The organism is Halomonas sp. DP1Y21-3 (assembly GCF_019801245.1).
GTDB lineage: Bacteria > Pseudomonadota > Gammaproteobacteria > Pseudomonadales > Halomonadaceae > Halomonas > Halomonas litopenaei.
This window is the reverse complement of sequence record NZ_JAHVJM010000003.1, coordinates 271,486-294,989: the sequence shown is the minus strand read 5'-3', so window position 1 is coordinate 294,989 and position 23,504 is coordinate 271,486. Positions and strand designations below refer to the sequence as shown.

21 protein-coding genes are annotated in these 23,504 nt (G+C 61.2%); 11 read left to right on the top strand and 10 right to left on the bottom strand.

The genetic code is table 11. From position 1 onward, the window contains the following. Positions 1-75 precede the first annotated feature (75 nt). Positions 76-1,338: a UbiH/UbiF/VisC/COQ6 family ubiquinone biosynthesis hydroxylase gene (locus tag KUV74_RS10045; RefSeq protein WP_222516252.1), complete on the top strand. Its 1,263-nt coding sequence runs from the start codon at positions 76-78 to the stop codon at positions 1,336-1,338. A 39-nt stretch (positions 1,339-1,377) separates the two neighbouring features. Here the strand turns inward: KUV74_RS10045 and KUV74_RS10040 are convergent, their stop codons facing one another. The 3 genes from KUV74_RS10040 to gpmI form a co-directional block, all read right to left on the bottom strand. After that, positions 1,378-2,682, bottom strand: a complete 1,305-nt coding sequence (locus KUV74_RS10040) for a S41 family peptidase (RefSeq protein WP_222516251.1) — start codon at positions 2,680-2,682, stop codon at positions 1,378-1,380. 71 nt (positions 2,683-2,753) lie between these two features. Further along, entirely contained in the window at positions 2,754-3,860 is a 1,107-nt protein-coding gene (locus KUV74_RS10035; RefSeq protein ID WP_315900764.1) for a murein hydrolase activator EnvC family protein, read from the bottom strand. A gap of 167 nt (positions 3,861-4,027) precedes the next feature. After that, the gene (gene gpmI / locus KUV74_RS10030) at positions 4,028-5,599 is read right to left on the bottom strand and encodes a 2,3-bisphosphoglycerate-independent phosphoglycerate mutase (protein ID WP_222516249.1); all 1,572 of its coding nucleotides are present in this window, start codon (positions 5,597-5,599) and stop codon (positions 4,028-4,030) included. Positions 5,600-6,093: 494 nt separating this feature from the next. Here gpmI and KUV74_RS10025 point away from each other — a divergent pair, with 494 nt between their 5' ends. The 3 genes from KUV74_RS10025 to KUV74_RS10015 are packed head-to-tail and all read left to right on the top strand — an operon-like array spanning position 6,094 to position 7,842. After that, on the top strand, positions 6,094-6,516 hold the full coding sequence (locus tag KUV74_RS10025) for a rhodanese-like domain-containing protein (RefSeq protein WP_045990988.1): 423 nt from the start codon (positions 6,094-6,096) through the stop codon (positions 6,514-6,516). A gap of 43 nt (positions 6,517-6,559) precedes the next feature. Next, on the top strand, positions 6,560-7,102 hold the full coding sequence (gene secB / locus KUV74_RS10020; RefSeq protein WP_222516248.1) for a protein-export chaperone SecB: 543 nt from the start codon (positions 6,560-6,562) through the stop codon (positions 7,100-7,102). Then, positions 7,102-7,842: a 16S rRNA (uracil(1498)-N(3))-methyltransferase gene (locus KUV74_RS10015; RefSeq protein WP_222516247.1), complete on the top strand. Its 741-nt coding sequence runs from the start codon at positions 7,102-7,104 to the stop codon at positions 7,840-7,842. The genes secB and KUV74_RS10015 overlap by 1 nt, the downstream gene beginning before the upstream one ends. A 127-nt stretch (positions 7,843-7,969) precedes the next feature. Here KUV74_RS10015 and KUV74_RS10010 read toward each other — a convergent pair whose 3' ends face one another. Continuing rightward, positions 7,970-8,446: a helix-turn-helix domain-containing protein gene (locus tag KUV74_RS10010; RefSeq protein WP_222516246.1), complete on the bottom strand. Its 477-nt coding sequence runs from the start codon at positions 8,444-8,446 to the stop codon at positions 7,970-7,972. A gap of 154 nt (positions 8,447-8,600) precedes the next feature. On the opposite strand from KUV74_RS10010, the gene KUV74_RS10005 reads away from it, so the two are divergent. After that, positions 8,601-9,089 carry a DUF2938 domain-containing protein gene (locus KUV74_RS10005; protein ID WP_315900763.1) on the top strand — a complete coding sequence of 163 codons (489 nt, stop codon included), beginning with the start codon at positions 8,601-8,603 and terminating at the stop codon, positions 9,087-9,089. A gap of 386 nt (positions 9,090-9,475) precedes the next feature. Here KUV74_RS10005 and KUV74_RS10000 read toward each other — a convergent pair whose 3' ends face one another. The 6 genes from KUV74_RS10000 to KUV74_RS09975 form a co-directional block, all read right to left on the bottom strand. Further along, complete coding sequence (locus tag KUV74_RS10000) at positions 9,476-10,528, bottom strand: Ldh family oxidoreductase (RefSeq protein WP_222516245.1); 1,053 nt, start codon at positions 10,526-10,528, stop codon at positions 9,476-9,478. Beyond that, the gene (locus tag KUV74_RS09995; protein WP_045995208.1) at positions 10,525-12,039 is read right to left on the bottom strand and encodes a tripartite tricarboxylate transporter permease; all 1,515 of its coding nucleotides are present in this window, start codon (positions 12,037-12,039) and stop codon (positions 10,525-10,527) included. Before KUV74_RS09995 ends, KUV74_RS10000 begins: the two co-directional genes overlap by 4 nt. A gap of 3 nt (positions 12,040-12,042) precedes the next feature. After that, complete coding sequence (locus tag KUV74_RS09990; protein ID WP_222516244.1) at positions 12,043-12,513, bottom strand: tripartite tricarboxylate transporter TctB family protein; 471 nt, start codon at positions 12,511-12,513, stop codon at positions 12,043-12,045. Between the two features lie 10 nt (positions 12,514-12,523). Beyond that, positions 12,524-13,504 (bottom strand): tripartite tricarboxylate transporter substrate binding protein, encoded by a 981-nt coding sequence (locus KUV74_RS09985; RefSeq protein WP_045995210.1) that lies wholly within the window; start codon positions 13,502-13,504, stop codon positions 12,524-12,526. A gap of 603 nt (positions 13,505-14,107) precedes the next feature. Next, positions 14,108-15,166 carry a GntR family transcriptional regulator gene (locus KUV74_RS09980; RefSeq protein WP_231498553.1) on the bottom strand — a complete coding sequence of 353 codons (1,059 nt, stop codon included), beginning with the start codon at positions 15,164-15,166 and terminating at the stop codon, positions 14,108-14,110. A gap of 372 nt (positions 15,167-15,538) precedes the next feature. Continuing rightward, on the bottom strand, positions 15,539-17,068 hold the full coding sequence (locus KUV74_RS09975; protein WP_045995212.1) for a UxaA family hydrolase: 1,530 nt from the start codon (positions 17,066-17,068) through the stop codon (positions 15,539-15,541). A gap of 187 nt (positions 17,069-17,255) precedes the next feature. Here KUV74_RS09975 and KUV74_RS09970 point away from each other — a divergent pair, with 187 nt between their 5' ends. The 6 genes from KUV74_RS09970 (at position 17,256) to KUV74_RS09945 (ending at position 23,216) form a co-directional block, all read left to right on the top strand. Further along, on the top strand, positions 17,256-18,272 hold the full coding sequence (locus KUV74_RS09970; RefSeq protein WP_083970693.1) for a TRAP transporter substrate-binding protein: 1,017 nt from the start codon (positions 17,256-17,258) through the stop codon (positions 18,270-18,272). A gap of 72 nt (positions 18,273-18,344) precedes the next feature. Beyond that, complete coding sequence (locus KUV74_RS09965) at positions 18,345-18,848, top strand: TRAP transporter small permease (RefSeq protein WP_222516243.1); 504 nt, start codon at positions 18,345-18,347, stop codon at positions 18,846-18,848. Positions 18,849-18,855: 7 nt separating this feature from the next. Beyond that, positions 18,856-20,118, top strand: coding sequence for a TRAP transporter large permease (locus KUV74_RS09960; RefSeq protein ID WP_052704569.1), 1,263 nt, complete (start codon positions 18,856-18,858; stop codon positions 20,116-20,118). A 14-nt stretch (positions 20,119-20,132) separates the two neighbouring features. Beyond that, positions 20,133-21,122, top strand: a complete 990-nt coding sequence (araD1, locus tag KUV74_RS09955) for an AraD1 family protein (RefSeq protein ID WP_108131919.1) — start codon at positions 20,133-20,135, stop codon at positions 21,120-21,122. Between the two features lie 22 nt (positions 21,123-21,144). Further along, positions 21,145-22,725 carry an aldehyde dehydrogenase (NADP(+)) gene (locus tag KUV74_RS09950; RefSeq protein ID WP_222516242.1) on the top strand — a complete coding sequence of 527 codons (1,581 nt, stop codon included), beginning with the start codon at positions 21,145-21,147 and terminating at the stop codon, positions 22,723-22,725. 146 nt (positions 22,726-22,871) lie between these two features. Further along, positions 22,872-23,216 carry a hypothetical protein gene (locus tag KUV74_RS09945; protein WP_083970522.1) on the top strand — a complete coding sequence of 115 codons (345 nt, stop codon included), beginning with the start codon at positions 22,872-22,874 and terminating at the stop codon, positions 23,214-23,216. The last annotated feature ends 288 nt before the right edge of the window (positions 23,217-23,504 follow it).

The window sequence follows — 23,504 nt, the reverse complement described above, 5'->3', positions numbered from 1 at the left end:
TGAGGGCGAATCCGCAAAGGCACGTGGTGCAAGCGAGTCAGTGATTGTCAGGAAGACTGGGAGAGCGAGACGCCGATGAAGGAGCAGGCAGAGGGTTCAGCCGCCAAGGCAGCGCCGACGGGAGTCGATGTGGTGATCGCCGGTATCGGCATGGTAGGTGCCGTACTGGCCGTGCTGCTGGCACGGGAAGGCTGGACGGTCGCCATGGTGGACCCGCGTCCGGGCCCGCTGGACTCGGATGACCTGCCGGGCAGTGTGCCGGCCCCCCGCGTCAGCGCCCTGACCCCGGTGTCTCGACGGTTGCTGGAAGGCCTCGGTGCCTGGCCGCGCATCGACGCCTGGCGCGCCACGCCCTACACCGCCATGCAGGTGTGGGACGCCGATGGCTCCGGCGAGGTCGGCTTCCGCGCCGATCAGGCCGGGGTGCCGGTGCTTGGCCATATCGTCGAAAATGATGTGATTCTGGCGGCGCTGGAAGCCGAACTGTCGAGGCTGCCGCAGGTGCAGCGCCTGCATGGTCGCAAGGTGGTGGCGCTGGACGACGGCGCCGTTCGTCGGCGGGTGACCCTGGATGATGGCAGCGTGCTGGCAGCCCCGCTGGTGGTCGGTGCCGACGGTGCACGTTCACCGCTGCGCGAGCTGGCCGGGATAGCGGTACGTGAACAGGACACCGGGCAGTGCGCGCTGGTGACCACGGTGAAGACCGAGCGGCGTCACGGCGGTGTAGCCCGTCAGGCCTTTCTGGCAACCGGTCCCCTGGCCTTCCTGCCGCTGACGGTGGCGGGAGACAGCCACTACTGCTCGATCGTCTGGTCCACCACCCCGCAGGAAGCCGAACGTCTTGCGGCACTCTCGCCGGCGGCGCTGGGCCAGGCCATGGCCGAGGCGCTGGATCATCGCCTGGGGGCGGTGGAGGTGCTGGATGAGGCCAGGAGTTTCCCGCTCAGCCAGCGCCACGCCGAGCGCTACCACCTGCCGGGGCTTGCGCTGATCGGCGACGCCGCTCACAGCATTCACCCCCTGGCCGGCCAGGGGGTGAATCTGGGCTTTCTCGATGCGGCGGTACTGGCCGAAGAGTTGCTGAACGGGCGCCGTCGCGGTGTGGCACCTGGTGGCTTGAGCCTGCTGGCACGCTATGAGCGACGTCGGCGTGGTGATAACGCCATGATGCTGGTGCTGATGGAAGGCTTTCGGCGTCTATTCGGCAGCCGCCACCCGGGCCTGACGCTGGCGCGCAACCTGGGGCTTTCCGGCGTCGACCGGTTGTCTCCGATCAAGCGCCTGATCATGCAGCAGGCCACCGGCTCACGCGGACGCCTGCCGCTTAGCTGTCGCTAGGGGGCAGGCCGAGCGCGGGCCAGGGCCTTGTCGCCCGGCCTAGCGCGTGTCGCGCTGACTGATCACGTTCAGCGCCTTCAGCAGATTCAGTGCCTCGCCCAGCTGGTAGTCGCCGTCTAGCCGATCGCTGCGGCTGCTGCCGGCGCGATCTCCACCATCGCCAAGATGTCCTTCCAGGTCAGACTCGCGAATGCGCAGGTTGCTGGTATCGGCGACCTCGAGCCGGCCGCGCACGACCTCGACGTCGGGCTCGATGCCCTGGGCCTGGATCGAGCGACCGTTAGGGGTGTAGTAGAGCGCGGTGGTCAGCTTGAGCCCTTCACCATTGCCCAGCGGCATGATCTGCTGCACCGAGCCCTTGCCGAAGCTTTCGGTACCCATCACCACGCCACGGCGCTGGTCCTGCAGGGCGCCTGCGACGATCTCGGCGGCGGAGGCGCTGCCGCCGTTGATCAGCACCACCAGCGGCACGTCCGGCGCCGCGGTGCGTTGGGTCGCCGAAAAGCGCATGTCGCTATCGGACAGGCGCCCCTCGGTGTAGACGATCAGGCCACGGTCGAGGAAGGCGTCGGCCACGTCCACCGCCGACTGCAGTACGCCGCCGGGGTTGTTGCGCAGGTCCAGCACGATGCCTGACAGAGCCCCCTGGTCGCGCAGTTCGGTCAGGGCATCCTCGACCTGCTCGCCGGTGCGGGCCTGAAACTGACTGATGCGCAGATAGCCGTAGCCGGGCTCGAGGATGTCGCTCCTCACGCTGTCGGTGCGGATGATTTCCCGAGCCAGGGTGACCTCGCGTGGAGCACCATCGCCGGCGCCGACCACGGTCAGGCGAATCTCGGTGCCTGGCTCGCCACGCATCATGTCCACCGCTTCCTGCAGGGATAGCCGATCGGTGGGGGTCTCGTCGATGCGCAGGATGGCGTCCTGAGCCTGAAGTCCCGCGCGCTCGGCCGGGGTGTCGTCGATCGGCGAGATCACCGTCAGCTGGCCGTCGTCGAGCCCGACCTCGATGCCGATCCCGCCAAACTCGCCTTCGGTGGTCTCCCGCAGGTTGCGATAGGCGTCAGCGTCGAGGTAACTGGAGTGGGGGTCCAGCTCCGAGAGCATGCCGCGCATGGCGTTCTTGAGCAGGGTCGCATCATCGACCTCTTCCACGTAGCCGCGCTTGATCCGCTCGAACACCTCGGAGAAGGCCTGGATCTCGCTGATCGGCAGATCATCGTCGGTCGCCTGGGCGCTGGCCAGCGAAGGCCAGGCCAGGGACGCGGCGAGGCACCACGCAAGGCAAGTCCCGGTCAGTGTCTTGAGGCGCGAGGGACGGTGGGCGGCTCGGGGTTCGGTCATGCGGTCTCCGCTCGACGTAGGGGCAAGGTTCAAGCATAGCCTTAGGCCGGATGGTTGAAAATGGCGTGTGCTCAGCGCCGCGCGATCCAGCCACCAGGATCGATGGGGTCACCGCCACGGCGTACCTCGAAATACAGCCCCGGAGCGTCGCGGCCTCCGCTGACGCCGACGCGGCCCAGTGTCTGGCCACGCTCCACACGGCTGCCGACCTCCGTCTCGAAGCGTTGCAGGTGGGCGTAGAGGGTCATCACCTGGTCGCCGTGGTCGACGATCAGCAGATTGCCGAAGCCGCGCATCCAGTCGGCGAACACCACCCGGCCGGGGTGAACCGCTTCGACCGAAGTCCCGGATGGCGCCTGAATCAGGATGCCGTTGCGGTGGACGCCGCGGGATTCGCGAAAGCGCGACAGCATCATGCCCTGCACCGGCCACGGCAGGTCGCCTCGGGTGCGCTCGATGGCGGTGGACGGCGGCGGGCGCTCGAGCCGTGCCATGGTTTCCTGCACCTCGCGCAGCACCCGCTCGGCGTGGGCCCGGTCCTGGTCCAGCGAGGCCAGCTTCGAGGCCTCGGTGTCGTAGCGTTGGTCGAGCTGTGCCACCAGCGCCTGACGCTCGCGGCTCTGCCTGGCCAGGGCCTGGCTACGGGACGCCACATCGGCCTCCAGGGAAGCCAGCTCCTCGCTGCGGTGTTCGAGCTCGCGGCGGTTGTCATCCAGACGCTGGTCCAGTTCAGCGAGCAGGTCGAGGCGCTCGTTGCGGGCGTCGGCAAGATGGTTGAGATAGGCCTGCAGGCGGTCCAGTCGTGCTGGGTCGTCCTGATTCAGCAGCAGCTTCAACTGTGGTGTCAGGCCCATGCGATAGAGCGCATCGAGTTGACGACCCAGGGCTGCCCGCTGCTCCTGGCGTTCGGCTTCCATCAGTTCTCGACGATGCGCAAGCTCGGCCATCTCCTGGTCGAGCCGGCGGCGTTCGGCCTGCAGCGTATCCAGGCGCTGGTGGGTCTCGGCCAGCGCCGTTTCCACCTCGCGCAGGGCTTCGCTGGCCTGGTCGCGGGCACTATCGGTGCTGGCCAGGCGCTGACTGGCCTCTTGAATACGCTCGCCGATGGCGTCGAGCCTTTGCCTGGCCTGCTGCTCGCTGGGACTGGCCTGAGCGAGCGGCAGGCCGGCCTGTGTCACAGGAGTGAGCGGCAGGCCTCCCAGCCACAGGACCGCTGCGCCCAGGGCGACAGCCGCGCGGACAAACCCACAACGCCGCCCCGGGCGGGGCGGCGTCGTACGTGGTGGTGGGCAGCTGCCGGGCTGGCGCCTCGATGGCGCGACTGGGGCTGCGGTGCGCAGAGGTCTCACGACAGCTCGATCAGTACCTCGCCGGTCATCTCCTCCGGCACCGACTCGCCCATCATGGTCAGCAGGGTCGGCGCCAGGTCGCACAGGCGACCGCCGTCCTTTAGCCGGGCCTCGCGGCTGCCCACGTACACCAGTGGCACCGGGAAGGTGGTATGCGCAGTCTGGGGGTTGCCGGTCTCGGGGTGCACCATCTGCTCGGCGTTGCCGTGATCTGCGGTGATCAGGCAGGCACCGCCGGCGCGCTCGATCGCTTCGACCACCCGACCCACGCACTTGTCTACCGCCTCGATGGCCGCCTTGGCGGCGTTGAAGTCACCGGTATGGCCGACCATGTCGCCGTTGGCGTAGTTGCAGATGATCAGGTCGAAGCTGCCGCCGTCGATGGCGTCGACCAGGGTGTCGGTGAGCTCGAAGGCGCTCATCTCGGGCTTCTCGTCGTAGGTCTTGACGTCCTGGGGTGAAGGAATCAGCTCGCGCTCCTCGCCCTCGAATTCCTTCTCGCGGCCGCCGGAGAAGAAGAAGGTGACGTGGGCGTACTTCTCGGTCTCGGCGATGCGCAGCTGGGTCTTGCCGCGCTTCTCCATGACCTCGCCCAGGGTGTTGTTCAGGTCGGCAGGCGGGAAGGCCGAGGGCGCGGGAATATCCGCGGCATACTGGGTCAGCATGACCAGGCCGTCGGCGGCCAGCGTCGGCTGTACTTGACGGTTGAAGCCGTCGAAGTCCTCGAGCACGAAGGCACGGGTCAGCTCGCGGGCGCGGTCGGCGCGGAAATTCAGGAACAGCACGGCATCGCCGTCTTCGGCAGCGACCGGCTTGCCGTTCGGGCGCACGCTGGTGGCGGCGACGAATTCGTCGGTCTCGCCACGCTCATAGGCGGCGTCGAGGCCGACTTCGGCGCTCTCGGCCTGGTGCTCGCCATGGCCCTCGGTGATCAGGCGATAGGCCTTCTCGACGCGGTCCCAGCGGTTGTCGCGGTCCATGGCGAAGTAGCGGCCGATGATCGAGGCGACGAAGCCGTTGTCCTGACCCACCAGCTCGGCAAGCTTGGCGTTGGCGCGCTCGATGGAGGCTCTGGCGCTCTTGGGCGCGGTGTCGCGGCCGTCGAGGAAACCGTGCAGGTAGATGCGCTTGGCGCCACGCCGCGCGGCCATCTCGGCCACCGCCAGCAGGTGATCCTCGTGGCTGTGGACGCCACCGGGGGACAGCAGGCCGAGCAGGTGGACCGCCTTGTCCGCCTTCACCGCCGCGTCGATGGGCGCGGTCAGCACGGCATTGTCGTCGATCTCGCCGTCTTCGATGGCCTTGGTGATGCGGGTGAAGTCCTGGTAGACGATGCGCCCGGCGCCGAGGTTCATGTGACCGACCTCGGAGTTGCCCATCTGACCGTCCGGCAGGCCCACGTGGCGGCCATCGGTGTGGATCAGGGTGTGCGGGCGTTGCTGCCACAGGCGGTCCATGTTGGGGGTGTCGGCGGCGGCGACGGCGTTGGACGCGGCGTCTTCATTGTGTCCATAGCCGTCGAGGATGATCAGCGCCACCGGGCGCGGTGCGGTCGCAGTATCCGTCATGAGGAATTGCCTCTAGCTCAAGATGACCTCGCCCGGCATCCTTTTGTTGGCGCTCGACGCCTGGCGTCGTCGCCGGATGTCCTGGGGTGTCGTGGGTAAACGCTGGTGCCTGGCGATTCGGGAAGCGCGTCCGACAATAAGATCGGCGCGTCTTCGTGAGTCTCGTGGCTTGCGGTTTCAGGCTCGCGACACGATCCTCCTTGCGGCATCATATCGCACGCTGGCAGCGGTCGTCATTGACCCGACGAGGCAGTGTCCGGAGGCAGGCGGCATCGCCCCCGAGTCGTGTATACTGACCGCCCTGCGGCGGGTAGCGGTGATCGAGCGCGGGCAACGTACCTGCGTCTCGCGTCGTCCGGTCTGTAGACTGGACTCGCAACACCGGCCTTGAGGCACCGGTCTTGTGACATAGATCTTGTAACAAAGGCCATGGACGCCGATTTCGCCACCCAGGCCACCACCATTTTTGCATCCGACGAGAGTTAGCCGACCCCATGATCGATCAGCTGTTCGAATTTGTGCAGAATCACCCGTTGCTGGTGGCTGCCTTCCTGGCCGTGCTGACGGCCTGGCTGCTGTATGAGCTGCGCAACGCCAACGCCGGTGGCGTTACCACCAGCGAAGCGACCCAGATGGTCAACCGCGAAGACGCGGTAATTCTGGACGTTCGCGACAAGAACGACTTCAAGGCGGGACACATCGCTGGCGCTCGCAACATTCCCCAGAGCAGCCTCGATTCCCGTATCAACGAGCTCGACAAGGTCAAGGCCTCGCCCATCGTGGTGGTGTGCAAGCACGGCCAGAGCTCAGGTGCCGTGGCGGCCAAGCTCAAGAAGGCTGGCTTCGAGCGCGTGTTCAAGCTCAAGGGTGGCATGACCCAGTGGCAGACCGATAACCTGCCCATCGTCAAGAAGTGACCGTCCGCACGATTTCTGATTACCCGATTCAAGGATCTTTCTCATGGCAGACGAAAACAACCAGAACGCTGGCGCCCAGGCCGCCGGTCAGCAGGATCAGGAAAAGCCGCAGGTGCAGTTCTCGCTGCAGCGCATCTACGTCAAGGACATCTCCTTCGAGGCGCCGAACTCACCTGGCGTCTTCGGTCAGCCGTTCAAGCCCAAGGTCGGCCTCGACCTGGACACCCGCAGCACCAAGGTCGCCGACGGCCTTTTCGAGGTGGTGATTAAGGTCACCGCCCAGGTCACCCACAGCGAGAGCGGCACCACCTGCTTCCTGGCCGAGATCGAACAGGCCGGCCTGTTCCGCATCACCGGCATCGAAGGTGACCAGCTCGACCACACCCTGGGTGCCTTCTGCCCCAACGTGCTGTTCCCGTACGCCCGCGAGTGTGTCGACAGCCTGGTCAATCGTGGTGGCTTCCCGCCGCTGATGCTGGCACCGGTCAACTTCGAGGCGCTCTACGCCCAGAAGAAGCGCCGCGAGGCCGAGCAGAGCGATGCTCAGGGCACTGCCCAGGGCGAGCAGGCGCCGACCGCCCACTGATGAGCGACGCCGCCTTCCAGGGCCCCCGCATCCACGTCGCCGCCGCGCTTGTCGCCGGCGGCGACGTCGTTCTGCCTGAAGGAGCCGCGCGACATGTGGGGCGCGTGCTGCGGCTCAAGCCCGGTGATCCCCTGGTGCTGTTCGACGGTCAGGGTCGCGAAGCCCGTGCCGACATCTCCGAGTCCGATCGCAAGAAAGTAAGCGTTCACATACTCGAAGTGCGCGATGGAAACGGCGAATCGCCCTTGTCCGTCCATCTCGGGCAGGCGATCTCCAAGGGTGATCGCATGGACTACGCCATCCAAAAGGCGGTGGAGCTCGGCGTCGCCGCGATCACTCCGCTGTACACCGAGCACGGCGATGTGCGCCTCAAGGGCGAGCGTGAGGCAAAGAAGCTGGCCCACTGGCAGGCGGTGGCGGTGAGCGCCTGCGAGCAGTGCGGCCGCGCCACGGTGCCCGAGGTCAGGGCCCCGCAGGCGCTGAGCGAGTGGCTGGGCCAGCGTGACGAGGCGCTCAGGCTGGTGCTCCACCCGGGTACGCCAGGCGTGCTCGAGCGCGCCGAGCATGTCGCCAGCGCCTGCGTGCTGATCGGCCCCGAGGGTGGTCTGTCCCCGCGCGAGGTCGAGGCGGCGACGGCACAAGGGTTTGCGGCGCTGACCCTGGGACCACGGGTCCTGCGTACCGAAACCGCCCCGGTGGTGGCGCTGACGCTTCTTCAATCACGCTTCGGGGATATGTAAGTGCTTACTTTAGGCGGCCAGCGTCGTCCCGGCTGACCCGATCCGGCGTCCTGATCCGCGTGTTGAAAAAGGCCCGGCTCCTGTTTCGAGGAGCCGGGCCTTTTTTGCGCTAGTGGCAGAGATCCGTTCAGCCATCTCGTTTCAGTCTTGTTTGTCCATGCTGGGTTCTCGCCTCTTTCGCTCCATTCGCCCCTTGTCGTCCAGGCCCTCGCGCTGACTGCCTGGCAAGCGCAATGCGCATTAGGCGCTGAAAGGTGGGGCATTCCAGGTGGCGGGGTGCGGTGCAGGTCATGGCATGGCGCAGGCCATCGCGGATCGCGCTCAATTGCTTGATGCGCCGGTCCAGGGCGTCCGCCTTGGCACCCAGTCTTTCGCGGTCGATGTCGGGGTTGCCTTCCGGGCCAAGCATGTCGCCTATCTCGGCCAGCGAGAACCCGGCCGCCTGTCCCAGGGCGATCAGCGACAGGCGTGACAGCACGTCCGGCGCGAAGACCCGCCGCAGCCCACTACGTCCGATCGAGCGGATCAGTCCGATCTCTTCGTAATAGCGCAGTTTCGACGCGGCGACGCCGCTTTGCCGGGAGACCTCGGAGATGTCGAGCATGGCGCTTGACCTCAAGTTGACTTGAGGTCGTAAGCTACTTCGGCTTTGCCTGAATCTGCAAGAGAGCGCGCGACCTTGCCGTCTCTTGCCCCTCAGGACGCGTTTCTCTTCGATCGGCTCGACAGCGGGCTCTCTCTGTTGGAGGAGTAGTGCAGTGGCAGAACTTCTGGTTGATGCCCTTTGGCTTGGCGTGGGGGCGACCGCCTTCATGGATGTCGTCGCGCTGGCGCAGCGCCGGGTACTCGGCATTCCCTCCCTGGACTACGCCCTGGTGGGGCGCTGGTTGGGTCACCTGGCGGGAGGCACTGTCGTCCATCGCCCCATCTCGGGAAGCGCGCCGTTACGCGCAGAGGCGGCGCTGGGGTGGACGTTTCACTATCTGACGGGCGTGGTGTTCGCCCTGGTGTTTCTGGTGCTTGTCGGATCGGATTGGCAGCAACGACCGGCGTTCGTGTCCGCGCTGGTGTTCGGTGTGGTGACGGTGCTCGCCCCTTTTCTGGTACTGCAACCGGGGTTGGGCGCAGGCATCGCCGCCCGCAGGACGCCTCGGCCTAACATCGCCAGGCTTCGCAGCCTGACGGCGCACGCAAGCTTCGGTATCGGCCTTTGGGTAGCCGGGCTTGGGGGCATGCTCGCCTTCTAGGGCTTGTCTGAAAAGTGCCTGCGCTCGGTAATACGGCGTTAAAAATCGTCTGGTACGCCAGCCCGGTCAAAATACTCATTTACACCCCGTAAACTGCGCTTTCTCACCGATTTTTGCCTTGTCTAACCTTCGCTCGTCGACTTTTCGGACAGCGCCTAGGGCGCGTACGACGAGCGCCTGAGCTCTGCAATACCGGCGTGTAAATTCGTGCTAGTGAGCGCTTACATGCTGGCTGGGCGTGGTTGTCCAGCCTTCCCCCGCAGGACGCCAATAGCCTCTCGTGCATAGCCCGGCTCATGTGAGCCGGGCTATTTGCGATACCGGGGCGAGGGACAACGCCATGATCCATTCGCACCTGGCGCAGCCTGGTAGCGAGCCTTGATGGCTCAAACGTCCAGGGTTCCTTTCAATGACGAATCCTCGATGGCGCTGCGAAGCTCTGCGACCACTTCGCCGGGAAGCGGGATGCCCTGATCGAGAAACTCGGTGCGACGCCTGAGCCCCGATTGGCCTGGCAGTCGCACAGGACGTTCGGGGTCAACGGGCTTGGCTTGCAGACAGGCTTCGACCAGGTGGTCGGTTTCGTCGAGGAAGTCGCTGCTCCCTGCAAATAGTGCTGGATCGATCACCATGACGGTCACCGAGGCCCCCCACCCACTTGGATCGTCCTTGCGTCCGAAGCCACCAAGGGCCGAGGTCAGTGCCTCGACCATCAATCCCATGGCAAAGCCCTTGTGGCCAAACTCGCGCCCACCAAGCGGGAGAATGCTGCCCTGAGGGTCCGTAAAGTAGTCAGCGGGGTTATCGCTGACGACTCCCTGGTTGCTGAGAATGACCGGATGATCGAGCCTTGAGCCCTCGGCCCTGGCCTTGGCCACGCTGCCGTTGGTGACGGTGGACATGCTGACGTCCAGCATGATCGGCTGGATTCGGCTCGGGATTCCCATGGCGATCGGGTTGGGTGTGTAGACTGGGTCGAGCCCCCCGTATGGCGCCACCGACTTTACCGCCGGGTCAGACGTCATGATGATCGGCATCAGCCCCTGATCGACGAAGGGCTTCAGATAGGAGGCCAGGCAGGCAATGTGGTGGGATCGCTTGATGCTGACGATACCGATCCCCGACGTCCTGGCCGCATCAGCACTTTGCTCAAGCGCCTTCTGGACCAGGTAAGGGCCGAGGATATAGTGTCCGTCGTAGGCCGCCGCCACAGGGCTGATCTGGCGGGATTCGAGCAGCGACGCATCACCACGTGCATGGCCGGACTTCAAGTCCTTGAGGTAGCCGTTGGCCAGTTTTACCCCATGGGTATGGTGCCCCAGCAGGTCTCCCTCGATGAGGATGCTGCTGGTCGTCCGACTGACTTCTTCGGATGCGCCGGCTTCTCTGAAAAGTGTCACCAGGACATCTTCCAACCACGGAGTCGTATAGCGTCTCATGATAATTCCTGTGCCTTGTTGGAGTTGGCGTGCTTGAACTTCTTGTAGGCCATGGTCAGCAACGGCGAGAGCCACAGCAGAATGACGAGGGCGCCTAGCCCTGCGCTGATCGGGCGTGAAAAGAAGGCCAGCAGGTCGCCATTGCTCTTGAGCATGGAGCTCATGAAGTTGTTTTCCAGGGTAGTGCCCAACACCAGCCCCAGGATGGCGGGCGCCATCGGGAAATCGCACCTCGCCAGGATCGATGCCACCGCGCCGATAATAAGCATGATCCAGACATCGGTAATCGAATTGTTGATCGAAAATGCGCCAACGATGCAGAAGCAAAGGATAATCGGCATAAGTACCTTCCTTGGCGTCAGGATAAATACTTTTGCCGACCGTATTGCGGCATATCCAATGGGCAGCATCACCAGGTTAGCCAGGAAAAAGACGACAAAAAGCGCATAGATCAACCCACTGCCATCCATGAAGATGGTGGGGCCGGGGTTCATGCCCTTCATGTACAGCACCCCGATGACGATGGCCGTGATGGAGTCTCCCGGGATGCCGAACACCAAAGCCGGCACCCAGGCGCCGCTGATGCCAGAGTTGTTGGCGGAGCTGGCATCGACAATGCCTTCAATATGGCCCGTCCCGTATGCCTCCTTTTGCTTTGAGCGACCTTTGCCCACGGCGTAGGAAATCCAGGCGGCTATGTCGGCACCGGCGCCAGGGAGCGCCCCGATCAGGGTACCGATCGATCCTCCGCGAAACATGTTGGGCCAGTAGGCCTTCAGGTGTCCTGGAACTTGGCTGAAGACGCTATCCTTGGAAAGCGACGGCATTGCTCTACCGTCGCCACGTGAACCATAGAAGAGCATCAACTCGTTGAGCGCGAACATGCCGATCATGACCGGTATGAAGTTGATCCCGGCCATGAGGTCCGGGATGCCGAAGGTAAAACGAGGAGCACCACTCATCATGTCCAGCCCGACAGTGGACAAGAGAAGGCCGATCATCAATGACAGGAAGGCCTTTACCCTGGAGCCGATAGCGATAAAGATCGAGCAGCTCAAACCCAGCAAGGCCAGCCAGAAATACTCAAATGAACTGAACTGAAGAGCGACCTCCGCCAGTGACGGAGAAACGAAGACAAGAATAATGGTGCCGAAGATTCCACCAAATACCGAGCAAACCAGGTTGACGCCAAGGGTTTCCCGTGCCCGTCCGGACCGCGCCAGAAGGTGGGAGTCACCTACATAGGCAGCGGAGGATGGTGTTCCAGGAATATTCAGATAGGTCGCAGGAATGTCGCCGGAGAATATCGCCATGGCAGATGTGGTCACGATCGCCGCGATAGCCGGAACCGGATCCATGTAAAAGGTTATCGGTACCAGCAAGGCCACCGCCATGGTAGCTGTAAGACCTGGTACGGCACCAACGAAAACACCAAAGACGGAAGCGGCTAGAATGACGAGCAAGGTCTCGACATTGAAGACTAGCTGTAACCCTAGAAGAATGGTATCCATGACTTATCCCCAGAATCTCATCAACCCTTCGGGAAGGGGAATCATTAGGTAGGTGGAGAAAATAAAATATATGGTTAGTGATGCGAGTATGGATACGGCCAGGGATAGAAGAAGCGAAGCCTTCCGGGAAAGCATAAGAACGAAAATACCAATGGCGAGGCTAACCGCTGCGCCTAGGAATTCACTGGTGAGGATATAGAAGATAATCATCACGCAGGGAAGAAGTGACGCCAGGAGCGACCGGATAGGAAGCGGCCGGTTATTGCCCGGAGTGTTACTGGCATACTGGGTCTTTAAAATGGGGACCTGCTTTACCGATAGGAACAAACCACCTATAAGAAACCCTCCCCCAATGAGGGAGGGAAACAGAGATGGCCCAAATTGCAGGCTAGACATCGTCGGGTACTGTTGGGCTACATAGATGACGATGCAGCCCGACAGCATGAAGGCTAGCCCCAAGATGAAATCTCTCATCTAGCAATCCTTACTTGCCCAGACCGACGTTCTCGATGATCTCACCGTAGACCGCGTCCATCTCAACCATCAGCTGGCCGAACTCTTCCGCGTTACGCCACTCGGTGCCGAACCCCTGCTGGGACATGAAGTCCTGATAGGTATCGCTGTTGTAAGCTGCTTCCAGTGCGGTCTCCAGCGTAGCGACGACCTCGGGATCCATTCCCTTTGGCCCAGCAATGCCGCGCCATTCGCCGACAAGATAGTCGCTGCCGATCGCCTCCTGGATAGTCGGAACGTCAGGGAAGCTCTCGATGCGCTCCGGTCCCATCACGCCCAGGCTCTTGGCACGTCCCGCTTCGATCATCGAACGTGCTTCAGGAACAGAGCTCGGAACGATCTCCAGGCCGCCAGCGGCAAGTTCGGTCATGGCCGGTGCGGCGCCCTGACTGGGAATCCAGGTGACGCGGTCAGCTTCCATACCCTGATCCATCAGGAAACCGGCGAAGGCCAGGTGCCAGACGCCCCCCAGACCGGTACCGGATGCCTGGAAGGTTCCCTTGGGTTCTTCCCGGATGGCTGCTACCAGGTCTTCCAGAGACTCATAGGGAGCATCTGCGCGGACCTGAATCCCCGGGTAGTCGAAGTTGATCTGCCCGATCGGGGTGTAGTCTTCGTAGGTCAGGTTGGTCAGCCCCTGCCAGTGCATCATGTTGAGCTCGCCAGTCACCAGGCCCAGCGTGTAGCCATCGGGGCGAGCCGTGGCCATGGCGCTATGACCGACGACGCCGCTGCCGCCTGTGCGGTTGACGACGTTGACCGTCTGGCCAAGCTCTTCTTCGAGTGCGGTGGCAATGGTCCGCGCGGTGGCGTCTGTGCCTCCACCGGCCGCCCAGGGGACGATGATGGTGATGGGCTTTTCCGGATAGGCAGCAAAGGCAGAACTGGAGGCTGCGAGCAACAGCGTTGCGGTGACGGTCTTGACGGTTTTTGTGTTGATTATGGCTTTCATTGGCATGCCTGGATCGTCTAATTATGGATTGTAGGGAGTAACGAATCTAGCACGCTGTGTTCATTGCGTACAATGAACGTTTTTTAGACTTTAGTTTAGTTCCCGGCCGAAAAATGGCTCTTTTGTGAGCCACGGATTCACGCGGAAGAAAAAGCGATAAGTGCTCGGGTCGGCCAAGCAAAAGATACCCGTGGCGAGGCCGCAGAGAGGCAGAAAAGACTATAAAATCATTCAATAACAGATGGTTGTGAGAGGTGCCGGTTGGCGGTGGGGACTATTGCTCTACCCTGACCGACAGACACAATGGTGGACTATTGTTGGCCACCAGCGGCTCAGATCGCCAGAAAGATGACGGCTATAAGGGAGGGTAGACAAGAGTCATCGCCGTCTAGAAATTGGCTTTGTTGATGCAAATCCGGAATAGAAAACGACCCGATGCATGGCGAACCTGGTTGGAGGAGCATGGCGGTAGCAAGCCTACAAGGAGGTCCCCTACAGGTGGGCGAGAGCCAGGCGCCGGTTGGGGCAGGGCACCTGGCATTGGTAGACGCTGCTTGTCAAAGATAATTCGTCGTCGGCCAAGCCCCTACAGCAATGACTTCTCTATCCGCCGGGGCTGCGAAGATATTCCGGGATATCGACTTCCGGGTTATCGCGAAACTGCTCCAAACGATGCTGTACCTTGGACTCTGACGCCGTGAGATGCTTGAACAGGGAATGGCGAGCCTGAGTCGGCTTCCGCGAAAGCATCAAACTGAAAACTTCGCGATGCTCGTCAAAGAAGGGATCGCTCTGAGGAAAGTCGATCTTGCTCCCGAGAAGGTGCTTGCTGATCAAGAGGATGGGGCGGGTACGTTGAAGCATGGTAACGATTTCATCGTTACCCCCCGCTATCATGGCATGTTGATGCAGGTCGTTTTCCAGCTCGTCGAGAAGCTCTCCCCGGATGTTCGGGTATTGGTTTTCTGCGCTATCGAGCCGGTCAATGTAGCGTTTGATATCGGCACTGGGCAGTTTTTCGGTGGCTTGGGCGATCATGAAGGGCTCAAGCTGTTGTCGAGCCTCGTATAGCTGATGCAGTCTGTCATCATCCAGTGGTACCACTGTCCAGCTACTGTACTTGTTGTTTTCAACAACACCCAGGGACTGAAGGTGAAGTAGAATCTTTTGAGTCGTGGTTCGGCTAACATCGAGAAACTTTGCCAGTTTTAGTTCGTTTAGCTCCATACGACCTAGCATGGAGCAGAGAACGATATCGCGTTCGATTTCTTCGGCAAACTTTCGCCAGGAGTCGGTCCGGCGGACCGCCATCTTTCCGCTGGATTGTGCGAAGTCCTTCTCGGTGAGTTGGCGTCTGATAACGTCCGAAGGCTGACTCCCCACCAGGTAGCCTCTGCCATCAAAGCGGCTGATCTTTCCTTCGTTGTGAAGCCGTTCCAGCGTCTGACGCACAGGGGACCGACTAATCTTGAAAAGCTCGGAAATATTGCTTTCCAGCAGAACAAGCCCCGTTTCGAGGCTACCGCTTTCCATGCTCTCGGTTAATATGTGGTAGAGCTGATCCTTTAGCGTACCCATCTCGACTCTCCAATACCGTGTCGCAACAATTCTTTTTAGCTTTTGTTGTGGTGGTTTTCCGGCCTTGCGCTTGAAGCTTGCCATGATGAGATGGCGATAGTGTCAATGGAGGGGTCTACCCTTCAAGAAACCGTATTCGCTTGGCTCAGATCATTGTTCGTCGGCTTGCCTACCGCTAGCGCCAAAGGGCCTGAAGCCGAGCGCTGTAAGACTGATGGCCTGGCATCGGGCCTCGCAGGGGCGGTCTTTTCGTCGTCGGACAGACTGTCCTCGACCCATTTGGCCTTGGCCCCCCCGGGGCCCGCAATACCCTGGCCGGCTAGCGTAAAGGACTGCATCGGCTGGACGTGCATCCCCTGCCTGCTGCGTACCGCCGTCACGCGCAGGGGGCGCTCGCGGCAAGCTTTCGTTGCGCTGGTGTCCGTGACCCATGGCCGCTGCAGTCAAGGCGGCGACCTAGGTCACGGCGCCGACCATCCACGGGACGAACTCATTGTTGCCATACCCCAGGGTTTCGCTAGCGCTGGATTCGCCCGATGCGACCGCGATGATCCGCTCGAAGATCATCTCGCCGACCTCTTCGACACTCGCCATGCCGTCAGCGATAACGCCACAGTTGATATCCATGTCTTCGGACATGCGTTCATACATGGCGGTATTTGTCGCGAGTTTGATGGACGGTGCCGGCTTGTAGCCTGATACCGAACCCCGCCCCGTCGTGAAGCACACCATATTGGAACCGGATGCGATCTGCCCTGTCACCGATACCGGGTCGTAGCCCGGGCTGTCCATGAAATTGAATCCCGGCTGCGTGCGTGGCTGGGCATACTCAAGTACGTCGTTGAGACTAGTCGATCCGCCCTTGGCGACGGCACCCAGCGATTTTTCCAGGATCGTCGACAGACCTCCGGCCTTGTTTCCCGGAGACGGGTTGTTATTCAGCTCGGCGCCATTGATCTCTGTGTAGTGCTTCCACCAGGCGATGCGATCCAGGAGCTTGCTTGCCACGTCCTTGCTGATGGCTCGATCCAGGAGAAGATGCTCGGCGCCATAGATTTCGGGAGTTTCGCTGAGGATCACGCTCCCACCATGCTTGACGATGAGGTCCGCAGCGTGGCCGAGGGCTGGGTTCGCGGTGATGCCCGAGTAGCCGTCTGAACCGCCGCACTGAAGCGCTACGGTAAGGTTGCTGAGAGGGCTGGGTTGGCGCTCGGCTCTTGGATGGCTACGGGCCATATCGAGGATCTTCTCGCGCGCCAGTTCGATACTTGCCCTGGTGCCGCCAACATCCTGGATATTGAAGTAGTAGAGACGAGATGTATCGGTCAATCCCGATTTTTCCACCAATTGCTTGACCTGATTGGTCTCGCAGCCGAGACCAATGATCAATACGAAGGCGAAGTTCGGGTGTCTTGCATAGCCTGCGATGACGCGCTCCAGAAAGGCGAAGCCTTCTGTTTCGGTATTCATGGCACAGCCGGAGCCATGGGTTACCGGAACGACTCCGTCATAGCCCAGGGCTTCGACCTCTCCGGATGCATTGAGCTGTTCTGCGGCCATTTTTGCGACCGTTGCTGAGCAGTTCACCGTGGAGAGGATGCCAATATAGTTTCTTGTTCCCGTCTGGCCGTCCGAGCGTAGATAACCATTGAAATGCCGCTCGCTCTCGTCGGCGTTGGTCATCGCTGCCGGCGAAAATCCTTCCAGAGAAGTGGTCCGCTCGAGCATCGAAACGTTGTGCGTATGCACATGCTCGCCCTGAGCAATGTCACTGCTGGCGTTGCCGATGACCTGGCCATATTTGGTGATGCTGTCGCCAGCAGCGATTGCCTTCAAGGCAACCTTGTGGCCCGCGTCAATATTCTGCAAGGACAGGTTCGAATCGTCGTCAATCGGCATACCTTTCGGCAGGGCACGAGTGGCGACCCCGACATTGTCCTGGGGATGCAAACGAATGACAGCAGGCGTGTTGTTAATTAGCTGCATGGACGGCCTCTGGAAGAGAAATCACAAACTGGCGGAAAGCCTATCAGCTTTGGCAATCGTGGCGATTAGACTATAGTCTCACAAAATGGTCATTGCGCGCAATGATCATTTGCTTTAGCTTTGGCCCCGCATGCTGCCCGGTCGCCCTCACCAGGGCCGATAAAAAACAGCGACAACAGGTGACTCGATGAAACAAGCAAAAGCATTATTGACCGCTGCAACCTTTACGCTTTCAACAGGCGCCATGGTGTTTGCCGCTGGTACCGCTCACGCAGCGACCACGCTGCGACTTGGCCACACTTTCAATCCTGGTGAAGCTAGCTATGAATTGCTGGGTGAGCTGGGCGAACGGGTAGAAGAAAGGACCGATGGCGAGCTCAAGATTCAGGTCTTCCCGAGTGAGCAGCTAGGTTCCGAGGTACAGCTGCTCCAGCAGTCCAAGAACGGCTCCATCGACATTGTCGTGCCAGGGTACTCCGGTGCCAGTACGCTTCTCCCCGCCATGGAGATTTCAAACGCGCCTTTCATCTTCCAGAGCTGGGATGAAGCAAGACATATCCTCGAGGGGGAGGCCTATCAGCCGATCTTTGACGAGCTGAAGGAGCAGCATAACCTGGTACCTCTGGCAAAGACCTGGTACTGGGGCTGGCGCAACCTCACCTTCAACGGTGATGAGGTGCATAGCGTCGAGGATATGAAGGGCCTCAAGGTGCGCGTGCCCGAGTCGCCGGCGTGGGTAGAAATGGTAAAAGCCTTCGACGCCTCACCCACCCCGATTCCGTTCAGCGAGGTCTACCTGGCGCTCCAGCAGGGGACTGTCGATGGACAGGAGAATCCGATTCCCACCATCTATTCCCGCAAGTTCTATGAAGTTCAGGATCAACTGGTCATGAGCAGGCATATGCTGCAGAGCCAGGTTGTCCTGATGAACTCGCAGAAGTTCGAGTCACTGTCGGAAAGCCATCAGGAAATTCTCCAAGAGGTCGTTCAAGAGCTTGCCCAGGAGAACTACGAGCTGCAGACCGAGCGTGAAGGTTCCATGCTCGAAGAGCTTCGTGCGGGTGGCAACATCAACGTCATCGAAGATATCGACCGTGCCTCCTTCGAGGAAGCCGCAGTGCAAGCCAGGGAAAACCTGGTCGATCGCTGGGGTGAAGAAGACTATCGTCGCGTCATGACCGCGATTGAAAACTATCGCAACTAACTACTGCTACCTCCCGCCTTGCCTCGCCGAGTTGACGCGCTGGGCAAGGCGGCGATTGGTCAATGGTGATACATGACTAGTTTTCTCGTAAAAGTGAACAGCGGTCTGCTTGCGACCGAGAAGGTGTCCATCGGCGTGATCCTCGGTGTGATGGCACTGCTTCTCACACTGGGGGTGGCATTTCGATACATTCTTGGTGCTCCCTTTGTCTGGAGCGAAAGTGTGTCGAAACTATTGATTGTCTGGCTGACATTTGTCGGAACCAGTGTGGCTTTTGCTGAAAAGCAGCATATCACCGTAGATTCAGTGGTAGCTGCGATGCCGAGAAGCATAAGAAGTGTGGTACATACCCTGATGCTCGTCCTTTCTATCGTGATTCTTGGCGCCATGGCGTTCCTCGGATACGAGTACTGTCAGACGGTTGCCAGCAGTACCTCTCCTATTCTGGGGATCTCGCTTGCCTGGTTCGCCTATGCGATGCCGATATTCTTTGTGTTCAGTGTTTTTCATTTAATGGTGAACGCTGTGGTCGAATGCTCTTTCAATGCATTCGAAACCGACATGGAAAATGTATAGGTGTGAAATGCTGATTATTATACTCGCTATACTTTTTTCCCTGATCCTCCTTGGTATGCCGATCGCCCTGGCGATGCTCGGCGCCTCTGTCGTATCCATTATTTCTCTGGATATTCCGCTGAATGTTCTGGCTCAGCGGGTTTCTTCCGGGGTCGAATCCTTTCCACTGTTGGCAATACCGCTGTTCATGCTCGCCGGCGGCATCATGAACAAGAGTGGCATCAGCGAACGGCTTTTTGACTTTACACGGTCGCTGGTAGGCCACTTGAGAGGCGGGCTCGCCCACGTCAACGTTCTCTCCAGCGTCTTGATGGCGGGCATTTCCGGGTCTTCTCTTGCCGACTGTGCAGCCACCACGCGGGTCATGGTCCCGCAGATGGAGCGAAACGGCTACGATCGGGGGTTCTCGGTTGCGCTGACCGCCTCTTCTGCCACGCTGTCGCCGATCATTCCGCCTTCGATCCTGATGGTGGTGTACGGCTGGCAGGCCAATATCTCCATCGGCGATCTTTTCATTGCGGGCATCTTGCCAGGCCTTCTGATCGCCCTGCTGCTGACCCTTCTTATCACCGGTATCAGCGTCGTCAAGCAATACCCGAAGGATGAAGGCTTCCAACGTTCTCGCGTGGCCAGCTACTTTAAGAAGTCGGTATGGGCGCTACTGATGCCCGTGCTGATCATCGTCGGCTTTCGGATGGGGATCTTTACGGTTACCGAAGTTGCCGCTGTCGCTGTCGCGTATTCCTTCTTCGTCGGAAAGTTTGTCTACAAGACATTAAGCTGGAAGGATATGGGCGGGCTGCTTGTCTCAACATCTCGTGAAGCTGCTTCCATCCTGATTATTATCGCTGCCTCGGCCCCCTTGGCCTGGTCGCTGAGCATTCTGCAAGCGCCGCAGGAGGTGGTTACATGGATTACAGGGCTGACGGACGATCCGTTGATGGTGCTGTTGCTGCTTAACCTTGCGTTGCTGGTTATCGGCATGTTCATGGAAACCATCGCCGTGATCATCGTCCTCGTTCCGATCTTGATTCCGCTGCTGAACGCTCTGGATATCAGTCTCGTCCATTTCGGCGTCATCATGCTCTTCAATCTCTTGATCGGGCAGATCACTCCGCCTCTCGGGGTGCTGATGTTCGTGAGCTGTAATATCGCCAGGCTGAATACCTTGCAATTCCTGAGGTCCTCGCTTCCCTTCTTCCTGGTGCTGCTGCTTGCGCTGCTGGTTATTACTTATATTCCTGGCTTGTCCCTTGCGTTTATTAATTAACAAGGTAGATATTCATGCATATTGTACAAGTGGTAAACGATAGTAACGAGGTCGTTGCGGCTATCGTCAACGGCGATGAGCTTGAACTGCTGGCACAGCCTCTCTACACCATTGCGCTTCATGCGGCGAACCAGGAGCGTAAGCTGGACGCTGTGCTGTCCGAATTTCGCACGGATGCCACCCTGTCCTACGACAAGGCCATCAGCGAGGGCCGTCTTCGCGCACCGATCACCCACCCCGAGCCTGCCAACCTGCTGTTGACCGGGACCGGTCTGACCCATCTTGGCAGCGCGGCTCCGCGTAGCCAGATGCATGAAGGCGAGAACGTCGAGGCGAAGACGGCACAGCCCACCGATACTCAGCGCATGTTTGACCTGGGTGTCGCCGGAGGGAAGCCCGCAGCAGGCGAGGTCGGTGCGCAGCCTGAATGGTTCTACAAGGGCACGGGTCATACGCTACGCGCCCCTTTTGCCGAGATCACGATGCCGGACTTCGCCCTGGATGGTGGGGAGGAAGCCGAGCTTGCCGGGATTTACATCGTCAATGACCAAGGCCGCATCTTCAGAGTCGGCTTCTCCCTGGCAAACGAGTTTTCCGATCATGTGACGGAAAAACAGAACTACCTGTATCTGGCGCATTCAAAACTGCGCGATTGCAGCATCGGTCCCGAGATCTTCGTTGGCGAACTCCCCGAGGAGATCAAGGGAAATGTGTCATTGCATCGGGGTGGCGAACAGCTTTGGCATCGCCCCTTCATGAGCGGTGAAAAGCACATGTGTCATTCGGTGAGTAACCTTGAATACCACCACTTCAAGTATGCAACATTTTGTCAGCCGAACCAGTTGCATGTTCACTTTTTTGGCGCCGCGGTACTGAGCTTCGGTGATGATATTGCCCTTGAAGATGGTGATGAAATGCGTATCGAGTGTGATATCACCACGCGCCCGTTGAGCAATGTGCTGAAGCGCGTGTCAGCTTCAAAGCCGGTAATCGAGTCGCTTTAAGGCAAATTTTCAAGGAGTTTTTATGTATTCATTGGAAGGAAAGCAGCTGATCGGCAGCCAGGCCATCGAGGCCAAGGGCGAGCCCATCCACGCCGTCAACCCTGCCACCGGCGAGACCCTCGAGCCTGGCTACAAAGCAGGTTCCAAGGCCGAGGTCGAGCGTGCCTGCGAACTGGCCTGGGCGGCCTTCGATAGCTACCGCGAGACCGGCCTCGAGGCCCGTGCGACCTTTCTCGAGACCATCGCCGACGAGATCGAGGCGCTCGGTGACGCCCTGATCGAGCGGGCCATGCAGGAGTCCGGCCTGCCCCAGGCACGTCTTGAGGGCGAGCGTGGCCGTACCTGCGGCCAGCTGCGCCTGTTCGCCTCGGTGGTGCGCGCCGGCGAATGGCTCGACGTGCGGCACGATCCGGCCCTGCCGAACCGTGAACCGATGCCGCGGGTCGACCTGCGCCAGCGCCACATCGCCCTGGGTCCGGTGGCGGTGTTCGGCGCTTCCAACTTCCCGCTGGCGTTCTCGGTGGCCGGCGGCGACACCGCCTCGGCCCTGGCCGCCGGCTGTCCGGTGGTGGTCAAGGCCCACTCGGCCCACCCTGGCACCTCCGAGCTGGTCGGCCGCGCGCTGCAGAAGGCGGTGGCCCGCTGTGAACTGCCGGAAGGTGTGTTCTCGCTGCTGTTCGGTTCCGGTCGCGAGGTCGGCCAGGGCCTGGTCAGCGACGCGCGGATCAAGGCGGTGGGCTTCACCGGCTCGCGCAGCGGTGGCACCGCCCTGATGAAGACCGCCCAGGCGCGTCCCGAGCCGATCCCGGTGTACGCCGAGATGAGCTCGATCAATCCGGTGTTCCTGCTGCCCGAGGCGCTCAAGGCCCGTGGCAAGGAGCTGGGCGAGGCCTTCGTCGGCTCGCTGACCATGGGGGCCGGTCAGTTCTGCACCAACCCGGGGCTGGTGATCGCGGTCAAGGGCGAGGCGCTCGACGGCTTCGTCGAAGCCGCCGCCGAAGCGGTCAAGGGCGCAGGCGCTCAGACCATGCTGACGCCGGGCATCCACGACGCCTACACCCAGGGCGTCAACACCCTGGGCGGCAGCGACAAGGCCCGTGAAGTGGCGCGCGGCCCCCAGGGCGACGGACCCAACCAGTGCCAGGCCGGCCTGTTCTTGGCCAAGGCCAGCGACTTCCTCAATGATGAGGCGCTGCAGGCCGAGGTGTTCGGTTCGACCTCGCTGGTGGTCGAGTGTGCCGACCTGGACGAGGTCAAGGCACTGGCCGAGGGCCTCGAGGGCCAGCTGACCGCGACCCTGCAGATGGACGACGGCGACATCGACGCGGCCCGTGGCCTGCTGCCGATCCTCGAGCGGCGTGCCGGTCGGGTGATGGCCAACGGCTGGCCTACCGGCGTCGAGGTGTGCCACGCCATGGTCCACGGTGGCCCCTATCCGGCCACCTCTGACTCGCGCACCACCTCGGTCGGCAGCGCCGCCATCTACCGCTTCCTGCGCCCGGTGTGCTATCAGAACCTGCCAGACGCCCTGCTGCCGCAGGCGCTCAAGGATGGCAACCCGCTGAACGTCAGCCGCCTGGTGGATGGCAAGCGCGAGAGCTGAGCCTTTCCCATCAGTCGCTGTCGATGAAGAAAATCACCGTCATTGAGGTGAGCGCTGGGCGTCCGGATCGAGTAGCTTGTAAGGGATAGCGTCTACCCAACTACTCTGAAATGGGTATTCCTGCCCGCTGATGAAGGAGAAGGATGATGGCGAGACGTCGTGCAGCCTCCCCGATGGCTCAATGGGGTACGCCCCTTGGCTACTGGATGATGGGGATGAAGATGACCCAGATGCTGGTCGAGGCCCAGATGGTGATCGGCATGCGACTGATGGGGATGAAAGGGTTCTGGTCGGTGGCTCCCGGCGAGGACCTGCGCATGGTCACCGAGAAGATGACGGCCTTTACCCAGGCCGCCATGGCCGCCCAGCGGGCGGCGATCAGTGGCCGCAGCCCCGACCAGGTGCTGACGGCGGCGATCAAACCCTTGGGGCGCAAGACATCCTCCAACACCCGGCGGTTGAGCAAGCGAGGGCCCAGCTGGCCGACCTGAGCGTCGTTGCACAGGCGTTCGTCTCAAAGGCAGGGTACAGGCCGTCTGTGGACCTGACCTTGTAGGTGCGAGCTTGCGGGTGTGAGCTTGCAGGCGTCAGCTTGCAGGTGTCAGCAAGGCAAGTGCCGCGGGCGGTATCATATGCCCGCGGCAGTCGCCATAATGGGGCTGCACATTCTTGTGGAACCCCTCCCCATGTCAGATTCCCGCCGTCGTGGTACACCACCGCGCTCCAGCAATGACAAGCCGTCTTCGCATCGCTCTTCGAACAGCGCCTCGAACGACCCT